Annotated in this window: 19 protein-coding genes; 15 read left to right on the top strand and 4 right to left on the bottom strand. The window is 71.9% G+C overall.

Annotated elements, in window-relative coordinates:
* The first annotated feature begins 39 nt into the window (after positions 1-39).
* On the top strand, positions 40-1,986 hold the full coding sequence (gene dxs, locus ENC19_RS02860) for a 1-deoxy-D-xylulose-5-phosphate synthase (protein ID WP_208020793.1): 1,947 nt from the start codon (positions 40-42) through the stop codon (positions 1,984-1,986).
* Positions 1,987-2,122: 136 nt separating this feature from the next.
* Here the strand turns inward: dxs and ENC19_RS02855 are convergent, their stop codons facing one another.
* Positions 2,123-3,322, bottom strand: a complete 1,200-nt coding sequence (locus tag ENC19_RS02855) for a hypothetical protein (protein WP_164445564.1) — start codon at positions 3,320-3,322, stop codon at positions 2,123-2,125.
* 317 nt (positions 3,323-3,639) lie between these two features.
* On the opposite strand from ENC19_RS02855, the gene ENC19_RS02850 reads away from it, so the two are divergent.
* The 9 genes from ENC19_RS02850 (at position 3,640) to hpxZ (ending at position 13,596) form a co-directional block, all read left to right on the top strand.
* Positions 3,640-5,532, top strand: a complete 1,893-nt coding sequence (locus ENC19_RS02850) for a glycosyltransferase family protein (RefSeq protein ID WP_164445975.1) — start codon at positions 3,640-3,642, stop codon at positions 5,530-5,532.
* Positions 5,532-7,355, top strand: a complete 1,824-nt coding sequence (locus ENC19_RS02845; RefSeq protein WP_166457898.1) for a hypothetical protein — start codon at positions 5,532-5,534, stop codon at positions 7,353-7,355. Before ENC19_RS02850 ends, ENC19_RS02845 begins: the two co-directional genes overlap by 1 nt.
* A gap of 44 nt (positions 7,356-7,399) precedes the next feature.
* Positions 7,400-8,065: a GntR family transcriptional regulator gene (locus ENC19_RS02840; RefSeq protein WP_164445562.1), complete on the top strand. Its 666-nt coding sequence runs from the start codon at positions 7,400-7,402 to the stop codon at positions 8,063-8,065.
* Positions 8,066-8,140: 75 nt separating this feature from the next.
* Positions 8,141-9,592, top strand: coding sequence for an allophanate hydrolase (gene atzF, locus ENC19_RS02835; RefSeq protein ID WP_164445561.1), 1,452 nt, complete (start codon positions 8,141-8,143; stop codon positions 9,590-9,592).
* On the top strand, positions 9,589-10,014 hold the full coding sequence (locus tag ENC19_RS02830) for an allophanate hydrolase-related protein (RefSeq protein ID WP_164445560.1): 426 nt from the start codon (positions 9,589-9,591) through the stop codon (positions 10,012-10,014). The genes atzF and ENC19_RS02830 overlap by 4 nt, the downstream gene beginning before the upstream one ends.
* Positions 10,015-10,032: 18 nt before the next feature.
* Entirely contained in the window at positions 10,033-10,722 is a 690-nt protein-coding gene (gene biuH, locus ENC19_RS02825; protein WP_164445559.1) for a biuret amidohydrolase, read from the top strand.
* 8 nt (positions 10,723-10,730) lie between these two features.
* Positions 10,731-11,423, top strand: coding sequence for a cysteine hydrolase family protein (locus tag ENC19_RS02820; protein WP_164445558.1), 693 nt, complete (start codon positions 10,731-10,733; stop codon positions 11,421-11,423).
* Positions 11,424-11,435: 12 nt separating this feature from the next.
* Positions 11,436-13,109 (top strand): permease family protein, encoded by a 1,674-nt coding sequence (locus ENC19_RS02815; RefSeq protein ID WP_164445557.1) that lies wholly within the window; start codon positions 11,436-11,438, stop codon positions 13,107-13,109.
* A gap of 97 nt (positions 13,110-13,206) precedes the next feature.
* Positions 13,207-13,596 carry an oxalurate catabolism protein HpxZ gene (gene hpxZ, locus ENC19_RS02810; protein WP_164445556.1) on the top strand — a complete coding sequence of 130 codons (390 nt, stop codon included), beginning with the start codon at positions 13,207-13,209 and terminating at the stop codon, positions 13,594-13,596.
* Positions 13,597-13,603: 7 nt separating this feature from the next.
* Here hpxZ and ENC19_RS02805 read toward each other — a convergent pair whose 3' ends face one another.
* Entirely contained in the window at positions 13,604-15,442 is a 1,839-nt protein-coding gene (locus ENC19_RS02805; protein WP_408058050.1) for a hypothetical protein, read from the bottom strand.
* Positions 15,443-15,524: 82 nt separating this feature from the next.
* On the opposite strand from ENC19_RS02805, the gene ENC19_RS02800 reads away from it, so the two are divergent.
* The 4 genes from ENC19_RS02800 (at position 15,525) to ENC19_RS02785 (ending at position 19,972) form a co-directional block, all read left to right on the top strand.
* Positions 15,525-16,820: an outer membrane protein assembly factor BamB family protein gene (locus ENC19_RS02800; protein ID WP_164445554.1), complete on the top strand. Its 1,296-nt coding sequence runs from the start codon at positions 15,525-15,527 to the stop codon at positions 16,818-16,820.
* A gap of 119 nt (positions 16,821-16,939) precedes the next feature.
* Positions 16,940-17,608, top strand: a complete 669-nt coding sequence (locus ENC19_RS02795) for a response regulator transcription factor (protein ID WP_164445553.1) — start codon at positions 16,940-16,942, stop codon at positions 17,606-17,608.
* A complete protein-coding gene (locus ENC19_RS02790; protein ID WP_328824133.1) occupies positions 17,605-18,798 on the top strand; it encodes a sensor histidine kinase in 1,194 nt (397 codons plus the stop codon). Before ENC19_RS02795 ends, ENC19_RS02790 begins: the two co-directional genes overlap by 4 nt.
* A 760-nt stretch (positions 18,799-19,558) precedes the next feature.
* Positions 19,559-19,972 (top strand): VOC family protein, encoded by a 414-nt coding sequence (locus tag ENC19_RS02785; protein ID WP_164445552.1) that lies wholly within the window; start codon positions 19,559-19,561, stop codon positions 19,970-19,972.
* A 66-nt stretch (positions 19,973-20,038) separates the two neighbouring features.
* On the opposite strand, the gene ENC19_RS02780 is transcribed toward ENC19_RS02785, so the two are convergent.
* Complete coding sequence (locus tag ENC19_RS02780) at positions 20,039-20,911, bottom strand: aldo/keto reductase family oxidoreductase (protein ID WP_164445551.1); 873 nt, start codon at positions 20,909-20,911, stop codon at positions 20,039-20,041.
* Positions 20,912-21,037: 126 nt separating this feature from the next.
* Between ENC19_RS02780 and ENC19_RS02775 the strand changes: the two genes are divergently transcribed.
* On the top strand, positions 21,038-21,475 hold the full coding sequence (locus ENC19_RS02775) for a winged helix-turn-helix transcriptional regulator (RefSeq protein WP_164445550.1): 438 nt from the start codon (positions 21,038-21,040) through the stop codon (positions 21,473-21,475).
* A 35-nt stretch (positions 21,476-21,510) separates the two neighbouring features.
* Here the strand turns inward: ENC19_RS02775 and ENC19_RS02770 are convergent, their stop codons facing one another.
* Positions 21,511-22,443, bottom strand: coding sequence for a hypothetical protein (locus ENC19_RS02770; RefSeq protein WP_164445549.1), 933 nt, complete (start codon positions 22,441-22,443; stop codon positions 21,511-21,513).
* Between the last annotated feature and the right edge of the window lies 1 nt (position 22,444).

The raw sequence follows: 22,444 nt of genomic DNA, 5'->3' as shown, positions 1-22,444 counted from the left end.
GGGCTGCGGGGTGCGCGAGGGCCGATAGACTCTGCGGTCATGAGTGTTGAAGAGGACACGGCCAACCACGGCCGGCTGCTGGCCACGGTGCACGGTCCCCAGGACGTCAAGCGGATGTCCGCCACCGAACTGGACATCCTCGCCGCCGAGATCCGCGACTTCCTGATCGCCAAGGTGTCGCGTACCGGTGGGCACATCGGGCCCAACCTGGGCGTGGTGGAACTCACCCTGGCCCTGCACCGGGTCTTCGACTCTCCCCGGGACCGGCTGCTGTTCGACACCGGCCACCAGGCGTACGTGCACAAGATCGTCACCGGCCGGCAGGGCGGGTTCGACCAGCTGCGCCAGCGGGGCGGGCTCTCCGGCTACCCCAACCAGGCCGAGAGCGAGCACGACCTCATCGAGAACTCGCACGCCTCGACCGCCCTGTCCTACGCCGACGGGCTGGCCAAGGCGTACGCGCTGCGTGGCGAGTCGCGCAGCGTCGTCGCCGTGGTGGGTGACGGGGCGTTGACCGGCGGCATGTGCTGGGAGGCGCTGAACAACATCGCCGCCACCGACAACCCGCTGGTCATCGTGGTCAACGACAACGGCCGCTCGTACGCGCCGACGATCGGTGGTCTGGCTCATCACCTCTCGACGCTGCGGCTCAACCCCGGCTACGAGAAGGTGCTGGACGCCGTCAAGGACGCCCTCGGCTCGACCCCGCTGGTCGGCAAGCCGATGTACGAGGTGCTGCACGCGGTCAAGAAGGGCATCAAGGACGCGGTCGCCCCGCAGGCGATGTTCGAGGATCTCGGCATCAAGTACGTCGGCCCGGTCGACGGGCATGACATCGCCGCCGTCGAGACGGCGTTGCGGGCGGCGAAGAACTTCGGCGGCCCGGTGATCGTGCACGCGGTGACCCGCAAGGGCTACGGCTACCGCCCCGCCGAGGAGGACGAGGCGGACTGCTTCCACAGCCCCGGCGCCTTCGACATCGCCGACGGCAAGGCCACCGCCGCGCCGTCGGTGAAGTGGACCCACGTCTTCGCCGACGAGCTGGTGGCGATCGCGGACGAGCGGCCCGACGTGGTGGGCATCACCGCGGCGATGGCCGGGCCGACCGGCATCGCGAAGCTGGCCCGCAAGTACCCGGAGCGCACCTACGACGTGGGCATCGCCGAACAGCACGCCGCCACCTCGGCGGCCGGCCTGGCGCTCGGTGGGCTGCACCCGGTGGTGGCGGTCTACGCGACCTTCCTCAACCGGGCGTTCGACCAGGTCCTGCTGGACGTGGCGATGCACAAGCTGCCGGTCACCTTCGTGCTGGACCGGGCCGGGATCACCGGGCCCGACGGGCCGAGCCACTACGGCATCTGGGACATGTCGGTCTTCGGCGTGGTGCCGGGCCTGCGGATCGCGGCCCCCCGGGACGCCGCCACGCTGCGTGAGGAGCTGCGGGAGGCGGTCGCCGTCGACGACGGCCCGACGATCGTCCGCTTCCCGACCGGCGCGGTCGCCGCCGATCTGCCCGCTCTGCGGCGGGTCGGGCCGGTCGACGTGCTGGCGGAGTCGGCGCGTACCGACGTGCTGCTGGTCGCGGTGGGTGCCTTCGGTCAGCTTGGCGTGGACGTCGCCGCCCGGGTGGCCGAGCAGGGCTACGGGGTGACCGTGGTCGACCCGCGCTGGGTCCGTCCGGTCCCGGCGGAGCTGGTCGAGCTGGCCACCGAGCACCGGCTGGTGGTGACCGTCGAGGACGGCGTCCGCTCCGGCGGGGTGGGCGACGCGCTCGCCCAGGCCATGCGCGACGCCGGTGTCCGGGTGCCGCTGCGCGATCTGGGCGTACCGGCCGGCTGGTATCCGCACGGCTCCCGCAACCAGCTCCTGACCGACCTCGGCCTGACCGCTCAGGACGTGGCCCGCGACGTGACCGGCTGGATCTCCCGCCTCGACACCGAACCGGTCGACCCACCCCACCTCACCGCCAACCCCACCCCCAACTAACCTTCCCGCCCGACCCCGCGCGGGTGCCTCGCGGCGTTGATCATGAAGTTGTTGTCACTGCCTCCGGCGTGGCGCGACAACAACTTCATGATCAACCCGGGGGGCGGGGGCCGGGGGGTGGGGGTGGGGGTGGGGGTTAGCGGCGGGGGGAGCCGGCGGAGCGGTAGTGGGTCTTTTCGGCGGCGGCCAGGCTGAAGGTCTCGCGGCGCTCGGGGAGGGGAGCCACCACCAGGCCGGGGCGGTCGACCAGGCGGATCGTGTTGGGTGGCACCGAGAGCGCGGTGTCCTTGGTGGCGCGCCAGCTCAGCACGACCAGCGGCTGATCCGGCACCGGCAGCTCGTAGACCTGCAACGGGTTCGTCCGGTCGGCGGGGGAGAGCACCACCGCACCGTCGCCGGCGGGCCGGTACACCACCGCGCTCATCGTGCCCTCGGCACTCTCCCAGGTGAGCTGCTCCAACTCGGCCGGCTCGCCCCCGTCGAGCGACAACTCGCCGAGCGTACGCACCGCGAGTTTCGCCATCGGCCAGGACGCCGGCACCGACTGCGGGACGTCCCGGTCGCCGACCCGCCGGTCGATGCTGCCGAACGGGCCGTCCTCGTTGGCCAGCAGGCAGGTGTCGAGGCCGGTCAGGGCGCGTCGGCCGGAGCCGCTCTCGTCGCGTACCAGCGGATATCGCGGGGCGGTGATGCCGGTGCCGAGGTCGAGCAGCCGGTCGGTGGCCCGACCCCGAGGCAACGACTCGGTGGAGCGCAGGGTGGCGGTGACGGTCACCGCTCGGCACCGGGGCACCTCGACGGGGCTGGTCAGGCCGTCGCGGTCGGAGACGATGCGACCGTTCGGCCCGACGAGCCGCCGAACCCGTTCGGAGGTCAGGTAGCGCCGGCCGTCGGCGGACTGGACCGGCAGCACGTCGGAGTAGACCAGGTAGCCGGGGTCGGTGTACTCGGTGGCGTGACTGACCGTGTACCGGTCGCCGTCGCCGGTGAGCTGAAGCAGCCAGGACGCGGCCTCGCCGGGTACCGAAGCGGCGACCAGGGCCAGCGGACGGCCGTCGACCTCACCGGAGAAGAGAATGCCGGAGGAGGGTACGTGCACCCGGTCGTCCACGGGCGAGCGCCAGTCGCGTACCGCCTCGGTGACGGCGGCGGTCGCCGTCGTGTCCTCGGCCAGTGAGCCGCGCGGCGGCCACACCGTCAAGGCGCCGTCCATGCTGTCGTAGCCGACCCGCAGGTCCCGTGCCTGACGCTCGGCGACCGGCCCGCACGCGGTGACCGCGATCAGCAGGGTGGACAGGCCGGTGGCGGTCAAGCCGCGCCAACGGGCTGGAGCCACCTGTCACGCCCCCGATCGGATCGCGTCGTCGTGTCGGAGGGCAATAGTACGAGATGTCCCGCCGATGCTTCGGGCCACCGTACGCTGCGTCGCGCGGTCACCACACCGGCCACAGGGGACATCGCGTCTGACTTGGGGCACTTTCCCCACTCGGGTAGACTCCGCCGACTGTGACGCCTGCCGAGACCCGCGCCGCCGCGCTGCCGAGATCCGCCGACGTCGCCGACTCTCCGTCCGAAGTTGTCACCGTGGGTGACGGGGCGCGCAACGACGCCGACGCGCTCACACCGGAGACCGCACCCACCGTCGAGCCGGCCATGGTCCAGGCCGTGGCGATCGACGGAGCGGCACCCGCCACCGAGGCACCCGCCACCGAGGCCGGGGCTGACGGGCAGCTGCCGGAGACCGCGTCGGCCGACGGTACGCGAGGTGCCGACGACGTCGACGCCGCGCCGGAACGGCGACGCCGGTTCAGGTGGACTCCCCGGCGACGGGATCTCGCCGTCTTCGGCGGGTTCCTGGTGACCGCGCTCTGGGTGACCAGCCAGATCTGGATGGACCCGGCCGGGCGGGTGGCCTCGCTCTACAGCAGCGACCCGGCCCAGGTGCAGTTCTTTCTCGCCCACTCGGTACGAGTGGTCCTGCACGGCGAGTTCCCCTTCTTCACCGAGCAGTTCAACTACCCCGACGGGGTCAACCTGATGGCCAACACGGCCATCCTCGCCCTGGGCATCCCGATGGTGCCGGTGACCCTGCTGTTCGGACCGGCCGTGACCTTCGTGCTGCTGGTGACGCTCGGTCTGGCCGGGACCGCCTCGGCCTGGTACTTCGTGCTGTCCCGGCACGTGGTGAGCAACCGGCTCGCCGCGGTGGTGGGCGGTTGGTTCTGTGGCTTCTCACCGGCGATGCTGTCGCACGCCAGCTGGCATCCGAACATCATCAGTCAGTTCCTGCTGCCGTTCATCGTGTGGCGGGTCATGGTGATCACGAGGTCGACCCGACCGTTTCGGGACGGTGCGCTGCTGGCCCTGCTGGTCACCGTGCAGGCGTTCATCAACGAGGAGATCCTGCTCTTCACCGCGATGGGTTGCGGGATCTTCCTGATCGCGGTGGTCGTCCAGCGGCCCGGGCTCTGGTCGGCGGCCTGGCGGCCGTTGGCCAAGGCGCTGGCCACCTGCACGGTGATCGCCGGCGCGCTGCTGGCGTACCCGCTGTACATCCAGTTCGCCGGTCCGATGGCGTATCACGGGCTCAGTGAGGCGGTGCGTGACTACGGCAACGACATCGCCGCCTACTTCGCCCCCGGTTCACCCACCGTCGGCGGCAACCAGCGGGCGAACGTCAACCTCGCGCCGAACTACTCGGAGGAGAACGCGTTCTTCGGGTGGAGTCTGGCGCTGATCGCCGTCGGGATCGTCCTCTGGCTCCGGCGGGAGGTGCTGGTCCGGGCGCTCGCCGCGACCGCCGCGTTCTACGCCGTCCTCTCCCTCGGCGAGCGGGTCAGCTGGTGGGACCGGGAACTGGTCGTCGGTCCGTGGGAGTGGCTGGTCCGGCTGCCGTTGCTCGACGCGGTGGTGCCGACCCGGTTCGGCATGATCACCAGCGTGGTGGTGGCGATCCTGCTGGCCCTGGCCATCGAGCGGACCAGCACGCTGTCCCTGGACCGGCGGACCGTGCGTACGCTCACCGCTGCCGGTCTGGTGCTCGCGTTGCTGCCGATCACCCCCATGCCGCTGCCGATGACGTCCCGACCGCCGGTGCCGGACTTCATCACCTCCGACCGGTGGCGCGCCTACGTCGCGCCGGACCAGACGCTGGTGCCGATCCCGGTGCCGAGCATGGGCAACACCCACGGCATGCGCTGGGCCGCCGCCACCAACCTCGATTTCAAGATCCCCGGTGGCTACTTCCTCGCCCCCCGCAACGGCAACACCGGCGACCCCGGTCGCTTCGGTGGCCGACCCAGCGGCATCGGGAAACTGCTGGAGGAGGTCGCCACCACCGGCCGGACCCCTGAGCTGAACGACCGCCAACGGCGCCGGTCCCTGGACGAGTTGCGGTACTGGCGGGCGGCGATCCTGGTGCTGCCGGTCCGGCAGCCGCACTCGGAGTCACTGCGGCAGACCGTCGAGCAACTGGTCGGGCCGGCCCGGCTCGAACTGGACGTCTGGGTGTGGGACGTACGGTCACTCACCGACCCCCGGGCCTGATGTCGGTCGGTACGCTCGATCGGGAGGCGCAGGCCCGCCCCCGTCGCCGTTGGCGGCTCCGCCCGGGTATACCTGATTTGGCGGTGGTGGCCGGCTACCTGGCGCTGGCCGGCTGGCTGACCAGCCGGCAGTGGGGCCGACCGGACCGACTCTTCCACCAGGCCGGCGACCAGATCCTCTTCGAGTGGATGCTGGCCCACGCCGCCCGGGTCGTCTCCGGTCGGGCACATCCGCTGTGGAGCGACGCGCTGAACGCCCCCGACGGGGTGAACCTGATGGCCAACACCTCGGTGCTCGGCCTCGGCGTCCCGCTGGCCCCGGTCACCCTGCTGTTCGGCTCGCAGGTGGCCTTCGGGGTGGCGGTGGTCGGGTGCCTGGCCGGCACGGCCACCGCCTGGTACGTCCTGCTGCGCCGCCGGCTGGTCGAATCCCGGCTGGCCGCCGCGGTCGGCGGACTGGTCTGCGGCTTCGCGCCCGGCATGGTCGCGCAGGCCGGATCGCACCTGCACATGGCCGCCCAGTTCCTGGTGCCGGTGATCCTGGCACTGGTGTTCGCCCCCGACCCCGCCGATGCGAACGCGTCCTCGTCGGGCATCTGGTCGCGGGTGTGGCGCCCCGGGGTGCTGCTCGGTCTGGTCGTGACGTACCAGGTCTTCCTCGGCGAGGAGGTGCTGCTCCTGGTGGCGCTGGCCGCCGGCGTCCTCGTCGTCGGGTACGCGCTGGCCGACCGGGCCGCCGCACGTCGGCTCGCCCCGGCCACGGCCGGCCGGATCGCGGTCGGCGCGGTGGTGGCGGCGGCGCTGCTGGCCTACCCGCTGTGGTTCCAGTTCTTCGGCCCCGGCCACTACCGGGGGATGCCGTTCCACGCGTACGGCTTCCAGTTGGACGCCGCGTCGTTCACCGCCACCGCCCGGCAGACCGTCTTCGGCGACCATCGCCTGCCGGCACTGCTGGCACCCAACGCCACCGAGGAGAACTCCTTCTTCGGGCCGGGTCTGCTGGTGCTGGCCCTGGTCGTGACGGTGTGGCTGCGGCGTCGCCCGCTGGTCCGGGCGCTGGCCGGCTGCGCAGTGGTGTTCGCCCTGCTCTCCCTCGGCCCCCGGGTACGCCTCGACGGAGCGTTGACCGACCTGCCCGGTCCGTACCGGCTGATCGCCGAGCTGCCCCTGCTCGACCACGTGGTGCCGGCCCGGTTCGCGCTGGTCTGCGTGCCGGTGCTGGGCATCCTGCTCGCCCTCTCCGTGGACCGGGTGCGACGGCAGGCGGTCAGCACCGCGACGCGACCGGACGCGGTGCCGGTGCGGCTGCTCTGGGCCGGCGCGATGGCCGCCGCGCTGCTGCCGCTGACCCCGACCCCGATCCGTACCGTCCCGGTCTGGCAGGTGCCGGCGTTCGTGGCGGAGGGCACCTGGCGGGCCTACGTGCCGGCGGGGCGGACCGTGGTGGCCGTGCCGCCGGTGACCAACGCGGGCCAGAGCCCGGCGATGCTCTGGTCCGCCCGCACCGGGTTGGCCTTCACCGCACCGGGCGGATTCTTCATCGGCCCCCGTTCCCCGGACGACCCGGCGGCCCGGTGGGGCGCCCCGGACCGGCCCACGTCGTTGCTGCTGCGCCGGGTGGCCGACACCGGTGAGCTGCCGCCGATCAGCGACACCGACCGCCGGCAGGCGGTGGCCGACCTGAGGCACTGGCGGGCGGCCGTGGTCGTGCAGGGCGGACTGCACCACGGTGACCCGGTACGCCGGACGGTCGAGGCGCTGCTCGGCCCGGCCCGGGAGATCGACGGTGCCCTCGTCTGGGATGTCCGGCCTCTCGTGGGCTGACGCGTCCGCGGGCGGCTCCGGCGGCAGGTGGCACACTCGTCGGGGTGAACGACGTGGCCGCATCGCCGGCGGAGGGCGAGCTGGAGAGTGTCAGTCTGGTGGAGCTCGCCGTAGCCCGGCTGACCCGGGAGATCCTCAGCGGCCGGAGTGATCCCGGTGAACGGCTGGTGGAGGAGCAACTGACCCGGCGGCTCGGGATCAGCCGGGCGCCGCTGCGCGAAGCGTTGCGGCTGTTGGCGCAGCGGGGCCTGGTCGAGCACGTCCCGCGCCGGGGGGTCCGGGTCGCCACCCTGTCCGATCGCGACGTGCGGGAGCTGTACGAGCTGCGTGACGTGCTGGAACGCTTCGCGGTGCGGTCGGCGATCCCGGTGCGTCGGGATAGCGACCTGGCCGGACTGCGGGCGGCGTTGGACCAGATGCGGGAGGCGACCCGGGACGGTGATCGGCTGGCGGTGGCCGAGTCGCACCGGGCGTTCCACGTCGCGCTGGTGGCGCTGGCCGGCAATCGGCAGCTCTCCACCGTGTACGACTCGATTCTGGTGAAGTTGCAGCTGTACATGGCGATCAACCTGCGCCGCGAGGCGGAGGTGGCGCGGCCGCAGGACGGCGTCCACCGGCACGAACGGCTCTTCGAGGCGGTCGCCGCCGGTGACCCGGAGCTGGTGCTCGCCGTGCTGTCCGAGCACGGGGCGCGCTCGTATCTCGGCTAGCTCCTCCGGCCGGCCGTCACGGCTTCGTTACCTGGCGCGCGCCCCCTGGAAACACAACTGTCGACAATCGACTGTATGCCAGAGCGGATCGGATCGATCTCGGAGCTGCGGTCGGCGTACCGCCACGGCGGCTTGACCCCCACCGACCTGGCGGAACGGGTCCTGGCCGGGCTGTCCGGAGCGGACGGCGGGCCGGTCTGGATCAGCACCGTGCCGGCCGGCCAGCTCCTCGCCCGCGCCGAGCGGCTGGCGGCCACCGCCGACCCCGCGACCCTGCCGCTGTACGGGATACCGTTCGCGGTCAAGGACAACATCGACGTCGCCGGCATGACCACCACCGCCGGCTGCCCCGACTTCGGGTACGCCGCCGTCGAGGACGCGCCCGTGGTGCGCCGGCTGCTCGACGCCGGTGCCCTGCTCGTCGGCAAGACCAACCTCGACCAGTTCGCCACCGGCCTGACCGGGTCGCGTTCGCCGTACGGCAGCTGCGCGAGCGTCTTCGGCGGAGGGTTGATCTCCGGCGGTTCCAGCTCCGGCTCGGCCGTGGCGGTCGCCGCCGGCCAGGTCAGCTTCGCCCTGGGCACGGACACGGCCGGCTCCGGCCGGGTGCCGGCGGCGCTGAACGGCATCGTCGGCCTCAAGCCCACCCGGGGCCTGCTCAGCACCGCCGGAGTGGTGCCCGCCTGCCGTTCGCTCGACTGCGTCTCGGTCTTCGCCACCGACGTCGCGGACGCGGTGGACGTGCTGCACGCCGCGCGCGGCGTCTCGGCGGCCGACCCGTGGGGGCGTCCGCTACCGGCGGAGCGGGTGGTGGCCCGCATGCCGGGCACGCTACGCCTCGGTGTGCCCCACGCAGAAGACCTGGAGTTCTTCGGCGACGCCGGACAGGCGGTCCGGTTCGCCGCGGGCGTGCAGGCGCTACGGGGTCTGGTCGGCCAGGTCGGGTCGGTGCCGTTGCAGAGCTTCCTCGAGGCGGGCGAGCTGCTCTACCAGGGACCGTGGGTGGCCGAACGGCTCGCCGGGCTGGACGGCTTCCTGCGGGAACATCCCGAGGCCGTCCTGCCGGTGACCCGCAGCGTGCTGGAGACCGGCCGGCGCTACGACGCGATCGACGCCTTCCGGGGGCAGCACCGGTTGCGCGAGTTGCGGGCCCAGGTCGACCAGCTGTGGCACGAGGTCGACGTGCTGGTGCTGCCCACCGTCGGCACGACCTTCACGCTCGCCGAGGTCGCCGAGGACCCGATCGGCCGTAACACGGTGCTCGGCCGCTACACCCAGTTCGCCAACCTGCTCGACCTGGCGGCGGTGACCGTGCCCAACGGGTTCACCGCAGCGGGCCGGCCGGCGAGCCTGACCCTGCTCGGCCCCGCGTTCAGCGACACCACTTTGGCGCAGCTCGCCGCCGCCTTCACCGCCGCTTCCCGGGCCACCCCTGCTGCCGCCGCGCCCGCCGACCAGGCCGGCACGGAGCTGCCGGCGCCAACCCGGTGGGTGCCCGTCCGCCGGCCGTACCCACCGCCTCGGTGACCGGGTCGGCGCAGGTGCTGGTCGCCGTCGTTGGGCGGCACCTGGCCGGCGAGTCCCGCAACGCGGAGCTGACCGAACGGGGCGCCACGCTCGCCGGTGCCGCACGCACCGCGCCGCGCTACCGGCTCTACCGCCTGGCGACGGCCGACGGCGCAGGACTGCCCGGCCTGGTCCGGGTCGCCGACACCGACCCGGACGGGCACCCGATCGAGGTCGAGCTGTGGCGGCTGCCGGTGGCCGCCGTCGGCGAGCTGCTGACCGGGGTGCCGGCCCCGCTGTCGCTGGGCTGGGTCCGGCTGCACGACGGGCGGGACGTGCTCGGTTTCCTCTGCGAGGCGTACGCGGCCGTTTCGGGTGCCGAGGACATCAGCGCCGCCGGCGGGTGGCGGGCCTACCGCCGGGCCGCGGCGCAGCGGAGTTGACAACCGGAGGAGGAGAGGATGGGCAGCATCGGGCCGGTAACGGCGAACCCCTACCCGTGGCCGTACGACGGCACGGCCGACACCGCGCGTACCGCACTGCTCTGCATCGACTGGCAGACCGACTTCTGCGGCCCGGGCGGCTACGTCGACGCGATGGGCTACGACATCGGCCTCACCCGGGCGGGGCTGCCGGCCACCGCCCGGCTGCTGGAGCACGCCCGGTCGCTCGGCATGCTCGTCGTGCACACCCGGGAGGGGCACGACCCCGACCTGTCCGACCTGCCGGCGAACAAACGCTGGCGCTCGGCGCAGATCGGCGCCGAGATCGGCGCGGCCGGACCGTGCGGACGGATCCTGGTCAAGGGTGAGCCCGGCTGGGAGATCGTGCCCGAGGTCGCCCCGGCGCCCGGCGAGGTGGTCGTCGACAAGCCCGGCAAGGGCGCCTTCTACGCCACGAATCTCGACCTGGTGCTGCGTACCCGGGGGATCACCCACCTGATCCTCACCGGCATCACCACCGACGTCTGCGTGCACACCACGATGCGCGAGGCGAACGACCGGGGCTACGAGTGTCTGATCCTCGCCGACTGCACCGGTGCCACCGACAAGGACAACCACGACGCCGCGCTGCACATGGTGACCATGCAGGGCGGCGTGTTCGGCTGCGTCGCCACCTCCGACGCCGTCATCGCCGCCACGACCAGGTGAGGTGAGCCATGTTGACAGTTGCCGCGGCGCGGCCCATCCCGTACACCTTCGACCCCGCGACCACCGCGCTGCTCGTCATCGACATGCAGCGCGACTTCCTGGAGCCCGGCGGTTTCGGCGAGAGCCTGGGCAACGACGTCGGCCAGCTGCGGCGGACCATCGCGCCGCTGACGAGGCTGCTGGCCGCCGCCCGGGCCGCCGGACTGACGGTCGTGCACACCCGGGAGGGGCATCTGCCCGACCTCTCCGACTGCCCACCGGCCAAGCTCAACCGGGGCCTGCCGAGCAAGCGGATCGGCGACCCGGGGCCCAAGGGCCGGATCCTCGTCCGGGGCGAGTACGGCCACGACATCGTCGACGAGTTGGCGCCGCTGCCCGGCGAGCCGGTCGTGGACAAGCCGGGCAAGGGCGCCTTCCACGCCACCGGGCTGGACGCCCTGCTCACCGAGCGGACCATCCACAGTCTCCTGGTCACCGGGGTGACCACCGAGGTGTGCGTGCACACCACGGTCCGGGAGGCCAACGACCGTGGGTACGAGTGCCTCGTGCTCGCCGACTGCGTCGGGTCCTACTTCCCCGAGTTCCATCGGGTGGGGCTCGACATGATCGCCGCCCAGGGCGGCATCTTCGGGTGGGTCGCCGACTCGACGGACGTGCTCGCCGTGCTGCCCACCACCCCCGTGTTGCAATCCTCCTCCTGACCGGGAGCAACCATGGTCCCCACCAGACCCTCCGTCGCGTCGCTGCCGTACTGGGTGCGCGGCGACACCAACGCGTTCTTCGGTTTCGGCGTCAACGTCCTGGTCAACGTGCTCACCCTGACCGGGCTCTGCCTCTTCGTGGTGAACCTGCCCGAGCGGGAGGTGTTCGGCACGATTCTGCCGGCCCTCGGCATCGCCCTGGTCGCGGGAAACATCTACTACACGCACCTGGCCCGCCGGCTGGCCCGGCGGGAGAACCGCTCCGACGTGACCGCCCTGCCGTACGGGCCGAGCGTGCCGCACATGTTCATCGTCATCTTCGTCATCATGCTGCCCATCTACCTCAGCACCGGTGACCCGGTGCGCGCCTGGGAGGCGGGGCTGGCCTGGGCCTTCATCATCGGCGTGATCGTGCTGATCGGTGCGTTCGTCGGTCCGTACATCCGTCGCTACACGCCGCGCGCGGCGCTGCTCGGCACGCTCGCCGGCATCTCCATCACCTTCATCTCGATGAACCCGGCCGGCCAGATGTGGCGGCTGGCCTGGATCGCCCTGCCGGTCCTGGCGCTGCTGCTGATCGGCCTGCTCACCGACGTGAAACTGCCGTTCAACTTCCCGATCGGGCTGGCCGCCCTGCTGCTCGGTACGGCGATCGGCTGGCTCGGTGGGGCGATGTCGGTGCCGGACGTCACCGCGGCGGCCCGGGACATCGCGTTCGCCGTCCCCACCTTCCAACTCGACCTGCTGCTGCGTGGGCTCTCCGACATGGCGCCGCTGCTGGCGACCGCGATCCCGCTGGGGGTCTACAACTTCACCGAGGCGATGACGAACGTGGAGAGCGCGGCCACCGCCGGGGACAACTACAACCTGCGCAGTGTGCTGCTCGCCGACGGAGCCGGCGCGGTCATCGGCTCCGCCCTCGGCTCGCCGTTTCCCCCGGCGGTCTACGTCGGCCACCCGGGCTGGAAGGCCGCCGGTGGGCGTACCGGCTATTCGATGGCGACCGGGATCGTCATCGCCCTGCTCTGCTTCCTCGGGATGTTCTCCCTGCTCGGCGCGATCTTCCCGACCGCGGCGATCGTGCCGATCCTGCTCTACATCGGGCTGCTGATCGGCGCCCAGGCGTTCCAGGCGACGCCCCGGGCACACGCCGCGGCGGTGGTGGCGGCCCTGATACCCAACATCGCGGCGTGGGCGACCGGGCAGATGAACAACGCCCTGGCGGCGGCCGGCACCACCGCCGCCGAGGTCGGCGACGAGGCCCTGGCCGGTGCCGGAGTGGTCTACGACGGCCTGCGCATTCTCGGCGAGGGCGCGATCCTCGCCGGTCTGGTGCTCGGCGCGATCGTCGCCTTCATCATCGACAAACGCTTCGTCCAGGCGGCCATCTTCGCCGCCTCGGGATCGGTGCTCGCCTTCATCGGCCTGATCCACGGCGAGGAGGTGCGGTGGAACGCCAACGGTCAGGTGGCGCTCGGCTACCTGTTCGTGGCGGTGATCTGCGCGATCTTCGCGCTCGGCAAGTACCCGCCCCGGGTGCCCGAGCCGGAGGAGGCCGAACTGGACCGCCTGCACGGCGGGGACTCTCCGGCACCCCCGACTCCCGCCGTCACCGGCCCGGCGGTTCCGGTGGCGACCGGCGAGCCGGTCGGCGACGAGAAGCGCGAACCGGCGGTGAACAGCTGAACTCCGGCCGGGCGGCGGTGCGGCCCGCACCAGCCCGCCGCCGCCCGGCCGGGTGCGCCCACCCACGTCCCGCCCGCCCAGAAAGGACCCTCGCCGGATGGAGATCGACCGGACGGACGTGGTCGCCGAGGTGACGGCCGCCTTCGCCGGCTACGAGCAGGCGCTCGTGGCCGGCGACGTCGACGGAATCTGTGGATACTTCTGGGACTCCGAGGCCACCGTGCGCTTCGGCCTGGCCGACCACCAGTACGGGCTCGACGAGCAGCGCAAGTGGCGGGCCGTGCAACCACCGCTGCCGCCCGGCCGCCGGCTGGTCGACACGGTGGTCACCGCCTTCGGCGCGGACCTCGCGGTCGTCACGACCCGGTTCGGGTACGCGGGCGGCGCCACCACGGGCCGGCAGACGCAGACCTGGGTACGCCTACCGGAGGGCTGGCGGATCGTCACCGCCCACGTCTCCGAGCCGCTGCCGTCCGACCCGGGATGACCACCTCTCACACCCGGTCGCGTACGTCCCAGAGCCAGACGTCGTCGACCCGCTGCGGCTCACCGAGCAGCGCGGTCAGCAGTTCCCGCAGCACCGGCTCGCGGGGATGCGCGCCGAGCACCACCACCGACGCCCGCCAGAAGCGCAGGTCCGCCACCGCCTGCTGGCGGTTCTCGTCGCTGATCTCGGGCAGCTCACCGGCGTCCATGGTCTGGTAGATGAGGGTGCTGGTGGGCCGGTTCGGGGCACCGAAGACCCCCTCGCCGTCCTCGTTCGGGCCGATGAAGTAGCCGGCCGGGATCGGGAACTCGTGCCCGGTCAGCGCGCTCCACCGCAGCGTGGACAGGCCGTGCACGTTGCTGGGGATGGGCACCGGCACCAGCGTGCGGCCGTCCGGCACGTACGGTCGCCAGGCGCCCGAGGTGATGAAGTCCGGCGGCGCGTCGACCGGCTCGGCGGGCAGCGGACGGGGCAGCAGCGGCAGCAGGGCGAGGGTGATCGCGGCGTACCCGACGACGTGCTGCCAGCGCAGTCGCCGCCGGTCGGTGACCGTGGCCTCCGGGGCGCGGGGCGCCGGCACCGGCGGCCGGTGGCTGCGTGCCACCGCGTCCCAGGCCAACGCCAGCAGTACGCCGAGCGCGGCGGTGGTCACCAGGGTCAGCCGGGTCGGCATCATCATCTCGACGAGTGGCAGATCCGCCGGAATGTACGACCACGGGCCGGCGATCCCGGTCAGCTCGCCGTTGAACCGGATCTCCGGGCCGAGCGCGGCGACCGAGAAGACCACCACCAGCACGGCCAGGATCCGGGCCACCAGCGAGCGGCGTACCAGCAGGGCCAGGGCCACCACCGACAGCAGCACCAGCGGCCAGCCGAACCAGGTGTTCTGTTCGGTCATGCCGATGGTCGCCTCCACCGCCTCGTCACCGGCGATGGTGTCGCGGGGGAAGGTGACGAACGCGACGACGTCCTCGCCCCAGCTGTGGAACACCCCGCCCTGAAGCCCCCGGTAGGACTGCGGACCGTTGAACTGGAACCAGATCGGGTACGCGGTCAGCAGCAGCGCCACCCCACCACCGACGCCCAGGCCGGCCGCGAACGTGCCGGCCCGTGCCCACGCCACGCGCGGACGCATCGCCGCGTACGCGATCACGACGACCAGGCAGGCCAGCGCCGTGAGCAGCAGCATCTCCTCGTTGATGAAGATCTGGTACGCGACCAGCAGCCCCAGCACCAGCCCGTTGCGCCGCCACCGGCCCGGCTCGACCAACCGGAACACCCGCACCACGATCAGCGGCAGCAGGAAGTTGGAGACGAAGTTGGGCTGACCGTTGGCGTGGTGCACGATGCCCGGGGCGAAGCCCAGGAACGCGCCACCGACGAAGGCCGCCGCGCGGGAGCGCACCAGGTGCCGCGACAGCATCCAGTACGAGGTGCCGGCGGTGGCGGCCAACGCCCCACCCAGGTAGAGCGCGTACACGACCTGGGGACCGAGCAGCATGGTCAGCGGCGCCAACGGCAGGGTCACCCCGAGCAGCGAGGTGTTGGCCATCATGTTGACCCCGTCCGGGGCGTTCTGCCGGGCGGTGAAGAGCGGGTTCTCCAGATGCTGCACCGAGTACGCACCGTGTGCGAAGAGCCACTCGAACCAGCTGTGGTCGGTGGGCAGGTGCGACGAGACCCGGTTGTTCACGTCGGCCCAGTAGTTCAGGCAGACGACGACGCCGAGCAGCACGTAGGCTCCGATGGCCAGCACGTCGGCGCGTGTCGGCCGCCGCCGGGGACGTGTTGTCGTTGATCGCGTCTCGACGGTCTCGGAGACGGGGTTCAGCGAGGGATTCACCACCGGCACAGCCACGACGGGCCATCGTACAGGCGGAACCCCGCCCGCCCGCCGCGCGTCTGGTGTGTGTCAGGGGAGGACAGGCGTGACGTTGATCGACCTCGGTGAGCTGACCGAGCGGACCGATCCGCCAGTGCCACGCCGTCGATCCGGGCCGGGTGGTCACCGGGTGGCGGTCGTCGTGGTGGCACTTGTCGCGCTGCTGACCCTGGCGGGCGGCGCACCGCCGGCCGGACGGATCCACGCGATCGTGCCCGCAACCCTGGGCAGCGACCTGTTCATCGCCGCCGATCAGGTCTTCACCGTCTCCCCGACGCCCGGGGCCACCGACGGCAGCCAGGAACTGCTCGCCTATCCGCGGCCCGATCGTCCCACCGACGCACCGCAGCTGCTGACACCGCTGTGGCGGGTGCCCGTGCCCCCGGGCAACCGGGTCTACCGGGTGCATCCGGTCGCCGACGCCGGGGTCCTGGTCGCCATGAGTCGGCAGGAAACCGGCACCAGCCAGACGCTGCGGCTCGACGCCCACACCGGCGAGGAACGCTGGCGGGTACCCGGTATCGCGGTTCTCGACACGCCCGGCTGGGCGCTGCTGCGCACCTTCACCGACAGTGAGCCGACCGTGCTACGGGTGATCGAGCTGGCCGACGCCCGTGAGCTGTGGTCCATGTCGTTGTCGGCGGCCAGCGTCGACTACCGGCAGCGGGACGACGGGACGCTCGACAGCATCGTGGTGGCCACGGTCGACGGCGAGGTCCAGGTGATCGACCCGATGACCGGGACGGTACGCCATCGCCTTCCCCCACCCGCCGACCACGCGAGCGGCTACCAGCAGGCGTGGGTCGCCGGCGACCTGGTGACGGTGGTACGCAACTCCAGCAGCATCACCGCGCTCAGCGTCGACGGTCTGACCCAGCGCTGGCAGGTGACCGTGCCGACGGCGACCTACGTCACCGACTGTGGGCCACTGCTCTGCGCCGGGCTGGCCGGCGGCGGGTTGCAGGTCCTCGACCCGGCCACCGGGGCGGTGCGCTGGAGCAGTGACGACATTCTCGACCTCGTGCTTGTCGATGAGCGTCACGTCCTCGCGGTGGCGCGGAACACCAACGAGATGCTCACCCTCGACCTGGACACCGGCGCGACCCTGACCGAACACGGATCGTGGAACATGGTGGCCCGCTACGAGTACGCGCCGCAGGTGCACGTGGTGCGTCCGGTGCCCGAGGTGGGGCTGGTGCTGGCCCGGCTCGACCCCACCGGGGCACCGGCCCGCCGGCTCGACCTGCTGCTCGACGCCGGCGGTGACTGCCAGAGCCGGTACGACCTGGTCGGCTGCCGCCTGCGCGACGGTCGTTACGGCATCTGGCAACTGCCCGACTGATCCCGTCCCGCGCGGCTGGCACGCACCTTCGTCCCGGCCGGTCCGGTCGGCACCCGTGCCGGCCGGCTTGGTCGGCGGCGTTACGTTGTCGGTGGTCGGCGGGCGGAAAAGAGGCGGGCATGCGGGTACTGGTGGTCGAGGACGAGCGCAACCTCGCCGACGCGATAGCGCGGGGGCTGCGCAAACGGGGCATGGCGGTGGACGTCGCGTACGACGGCGACAGTGGCCACGAGATGGCCTTCGTGACCCGGTACGACGTGGTGGTGCTCGACCGTGACCTGCCCGGCCGGCACGGCGACCAGATCTGCGCGGAGCTGGCCGCGTCCGGCGAACTGACCCGGGTGCTGATGTTGACCGCCAGCGGCACGGTCGCCGACCGGGTCGAGGGGTTGCAGCTCGGTGCCGACGACTATCTGCCGAAGCCGTTCGCCTTCGACGAACTGGTCGCCCGGGTGCAGGCACTCGGCCGGCGGGCCACCCCGGCGGCCCCGCCGGTGCTGGAGGTCGCGGACCTGGTGGTGGACCCGGCCCGCCGCACCGCCACCCGCGGCGGAGTGCCGGTCGAGTTGACCAACAAGGAGTTCGGCGTGCTCTGCGAGCTGCTCAAGGCCCGGGGTGCGGTGGTCTCCAGCGAGGAACTGCTGGAACGTGTCTGGGACGCCAACACCGATCCGTTCACCACGATCGTCCGGGTCACCGTGATGACGTTACGTCGCAAGCTCGGTGACCCACCGCTGATCGAGACCGTGGTCGGCGCCGGCTACCGGACGGCCGAGGTCGTGCAGTGACGGGTACGGCGCGCCGCCGGCTGCCCGCGCTGCGGCGGCCCGCCCTGCGGCTACGTCCCACGCTGCGGCTGCGGCTGACCCTGCTCAACGGCGTGCTGCTGGTCGGTGCCGGCGCGATCCTGGTGCTGCTGGCCTGGCTGCTGGTGCGGGACGCGTTGCGCCCCACCGACGAGCTGTTGCCCGGCACCACAGTGGTGCTCGCCGACGGGAGCACCCTGGAGGCCGCCGCATGGCAGCAGCGGCTCGTCGACGCGGCCTCCGGGGAACTGCTGGCCAAGGGGCTGGCCGCGCTGCTGGCGATCGGCATCGTCGGCGTGGTCGGGGCGTACGCGGTCGCCGGGCGCGCGTTACGCCCGCTGCACCAGGTCACCGCCACCGCGCGCCGGCTCGGCGAGACCACGCTGGACCAGCGCATCGGCTACTCCGGCGCGGACGACGAGGTGGCCGAGCTGGCTGACACGTTCGACGCCATGCTGGACCGGATCGCCGCCGCCTTCGAGGCGCAGCGACGGTTCGTGGCCAACGCCTCGCACGAACTGCGTACGCCGCTGGCGGTGATGCGTACCGAAATCGACGTGACGCTCAGCGACGACGAAGCGGACACGGCCGAGTACCGCCGGATGGCGACCGTGGTCCGCGACGCCTCCGAGCGCGCCAACGGTCTGGTCGACGCGCTGTTGGTGCTGGCGCGCAGCGAGGCGCAGGCCGGCCAACGGCTCGGCCGGCGCAGCGAGTTCGACCTGGCCGCCGGCACCGTCAACGCGCTCTCTGCCGTACGCCGGGAGGTGGAGCGGATCAAGCTGGCGGTCCAGACGTCGCTGAAGCCGGCGCCGGTGGTGGGTGATCCCGGGCTGCTGGACCGGCTGGCCGGCAACCTCATCGAGAACGCGGTCCGCTACAACCACCTGCACGGTCGGCTCTGGGTGCACACCGGCTCGGACGGGCAGCGGTCCTGGCTGGTGGTCGGCAACACCGGCTTCGAGGTGGACCCGGCCGACGTGCCGGGGCTGTTCGAGCCCTTCCGGCGGGGCGGCCGGGAACGGACCGGGGCACGCGGGTCGGGCCTCGGCCTGTCCATCGTGCGCGCGGTCTGCGACGCGCACTGCGGCACGGTGACCGCCGTCGCGCAGCCCGGCGGCGGCCTGGAGGTGACCGTCAGTCTGCCGGCGGCAGGGGCCGCCATCCGATGACCGCCGTCGGGCAGCCCCCGAGTTGGATGCCGTGTTCATGGCGGCTGGCCCTGATCGCCGTCGGCGCTCGCGGCCGCAGCGGGAGCCCGACCGTCGGGATGCGGCGGTGCTCGGCGTCGGCGAGGCGCCGATTCCGGCAGGGCCACCGTCATTCGGTGGATAACTCTCCGTGTTTCCGACGCTGCGTAACCAACTCGCCGGGGGTACCTATGCCACCCCGCGCCCTTTGCTCTGCTTCAACCCACGCACGAGTGTCTGAACAGCGGTAACGCGGCGGCGAGGTTCAGCCGTCGGCCGCGCATGGATACTGAGTGCAATCGTTGCGTTGGTTGAAGCAGAGCAAAGGAGCGGGACACCACATCGGGAGGGCGGCTTGTTGGACACGGAAGGTGATGTCCGGGCTCGGCGCATCGACTGATGGCCATGCTGATGCCGGTACGGGTTGCTGCCCGGGGCACGACGGTGCAAAGATCTCCGGGTCAGCTCGATCGAGGAGGGGGGTGCGTCGATGTTCACCATGATGCTGTCCGCGCCCCGCTCTGCCGGCTGACCGCTCACCTTCGCGGGGCACCTCAAGCGGGATCGCTGTCCCGCAACTCAGCGGACCAGTCACGCCAGTTCTGACCGCCCCGACGTCCGTGCCCGCAAGGCCGCCTCCGATCCCGCCGTGCCACGTCCAGCCTGTCGCAGGCTTGTCGGCACGGGCGGACGGCGGCCGGTGGGGCTACTCAGTCGGTGGCGAAGACCACGAGGACGACACATGAGCGCACGGATCCACAACATCGGAATCGACTGTCACGACACGTACGCCCTGGCCGGCTTCTGGGCCCAGGTCTTCGAGTGCCCCCGCCAGCCGGACGACTTCCCGGGCGACCCGGAGGCCATGTTGCTGCCGCCGGGCGGTCCGGAGGTGCTGTTCCTGGCGGTACCCGAGGGCAAGACGGTGAAGAACCGACTGCACCTCGACCTGGAACCGACCGACCGGACCCGGGACGAGGAGGTCGAGCGGCTGCTCGGCATCGGGGCCCGGCACGTCGCCGACCACATCGGGCCGACCGGTGCCGGTTGGGTGGTGCTCGCCGACCCGGAGGGCAACGAGTTCTGCGTACTGCGCAGCGCCGCCGAGAAGGCGGCGGTCCGGCAGGCGGCGGAAGGCTCTGTGACGGACGGCTGAGCGGAACGACGCCGCGACATCGGAGCGGCGGGGTGCCGCCGCTCCGATGTCAGTCCTGCGTACCGATCAGCGGCCGATGCCGTCCAACGTGGCGACGTCCTCGGCGGACAGCGAGAGCCCCGCGCCGACGATGTTCTCGCGCAGGTGCGCCACCTTCGAGGTGCCGGGGATCAGCAGGATGTTCGGTGAGCGCTGCAACAGCCAGGCGAGGGCGACGGACATCGGTGTCGAGTTCAGCCGGGCGGCGACGGCCGAGAGTGCCTCGGACTGCACCGGCGAGAAACCACCGAGCGGGAAGAACGGCACGTAGGCGATGCCGTCGGCGGCGAGCTGCGCGACGAGGTCGTCGTCGTGGCGGTGGGCGAGGTTGTACAGATTCTGCACGCACACCACCGAGGCGACCGCCCGCGCCTCGGCGACCTGCTCCGCGGTGACGTTGCTGACGCCGAGGTGACGGATCAGGCCCTCCTGCTGGAGCGCGGCGAGCGTCTCGAACGCCTCGGTGATCGAGCCGGGCTGGGGGCCTTCCGCGTCACCCATCCGCATGTTGACCAGATCGAGGGTGTCGACCCCGAGGGAGCGCAGGTTCTGGTGGACCTGCCTGCGAAGATCCTCGGGTCGGCGGGCCGTCGGCCAGCCGCCCTGTGCGTCGCGGTTCGCCCCGACCTTGGTGGCGATGAGCAGCGACTCGGGGTAGGGGTGCAGTGCGTCGCGGATCAGCTCGTTGGTGACGCGCGGCCCGTAGGCGTCGCTCGTGTCGATGTGGGTGATTCCCCGGTCGACGGCTTCGCGCAGCACGGCCAGGGCGCCGTCGCGGTCGGCGGGTGGCCCCATCACCCATGGCCCGGCGAGTTGCATGGCACCGTACCCGAAACGGGTGACTGCCCGATCGCCAAGTGTCCAGGTGCCGCCGGGAAGGGGAGTAGTGCGGGTGCTCATGGTGTCGCTTCCTCGCTGGAGAGACGGTGGCATGTCTTGCTTGCCCGCATCATTCTTGAAGAGCCACTTTCCATCGGGAAGTAGGCACTTCAAAGTGCGTAACGCCCCAGCAGCGAGAGGACAGCAATGACCACGATGAGGGCGGCTCAGCGGCAGGCGCAGGCCAGAGCGGACTACAACGCGTTCCTCGCAGCCTGCCCCAGCCGCCAACTGCTCGATCGGATCTCGGACAAGTGGGTCGTGCTGATCCTGTGCGCGTTGGGCGGCGATGCCTCCCCGCAACCCGGCGGGTCGGACGGGCCGAGGGCGATGCGGTACTCCGAGCTTGCTCGCCTGCTGGCCGGGGTCAGTCAGAAGATGCTGACCCAGACCCTGCGTTCGCTTGAACGTGACGGCCTGCTCACCCGTACCGTGACGCCGACCGTCCCGGTCACCGTCACCTACGAGCTGACCGACCTCGGTCTGTCGCTCCACCGCACGACACGCGAGATCAGGTACTGGGCTCAGGCACACATGAGCGAGGTTCTTACCCACCGCGACGACTACGACGCAGCCACCTCATGACGCGCTCGTGTCCGCCGCCCTGAGGTCGGCCGTGCTCATTCGCGTTGCTGGATCTGACCGCGGATGGCCACGAACTCGGCCTGTGCGTCGGCGCGGGACGAGAAGAACAGCACGATCAGCCCGACGCTGCCCCGGTCGGCCCAGGTGCAGACGCCGAGCGGCACGCCTTCCGTCTGGCCGTCGCCGCACCTGGCTTCCCCGCCGAGCGGACCCGCGTCGACCGAGGTCATGTTGCGGAGCGCGATGCCGGCGGAGAGGCCCTGGACCAGCGCGTCGAGTTCCTGCTTCGGGTCGGACATCAAACCGGACGCACCCGCGATCATGACGAGGTTCTCGCCGGTCGGGCTGCCGTAGAACGCGGCGACCGCGCTTGTCTCATTGCTCACCGTGGACCGGATATCGCTGAGCATCTCGTCGGCCGCCTGCTGCAACTCCGGCTCGGTGAGCTTGGGGCGGCCGGCCACGGTGGCCGGGGCGACCATCCGGGTCCGGGAAGCGTCCACGGCCTCGCTGACGTCGTCCTTGACCGCGAACCAGATGGCGGCGCCACCCCCGCCGCAGAGCACCAGCAGGACCGCGAGAACGATCAGCACGATCATCCAGACCCGGAACTTCTTCTTCGGCGGACCGACCGGCCCTGCACCGACCGGCCCTGCATCGGCGAGCCCTGGAGCAGCGAATCCCGGACCGGCCGGCCCCGGGCCGGGGAAGCCTGAACCGGTCGGGTACGGCTGGCTGGGTGGTGGATAGGCGGGCGGAGGGTAGGCGCCGGGCGCCGGCTGGCCGCCGGGCTGCTGCGGCGGGGCCGGCTGGGTGCCGGCCGCTGGGTACGGCGCCTGGCCCGGCTGAGGGTACGGCGCCTGGCCCGGCTGGGGGTACGCCCCCGGGGCCGGGTTCGGGTACGTACCCGGGGGTGGGTACGGGCCGGCGGGCGGCGGGTTGTGGTGCTCGTCCGAGGGGTGGGACATG

The organism is Verrucosispora sioxanthis (genome assembly GCF_010560025.1).
GTDB lineage: Bacteria > Actinomycetota > Actinomycetes > Mycobacteriales > Micromonosporaceae > Micromonospora > Micromonospora palythoicola.
The sequence above is the reverse complement of the archived record's forward strand: the minus strand, read 5'-3'. Positions and strand labels throughout refer to the sequence as shown.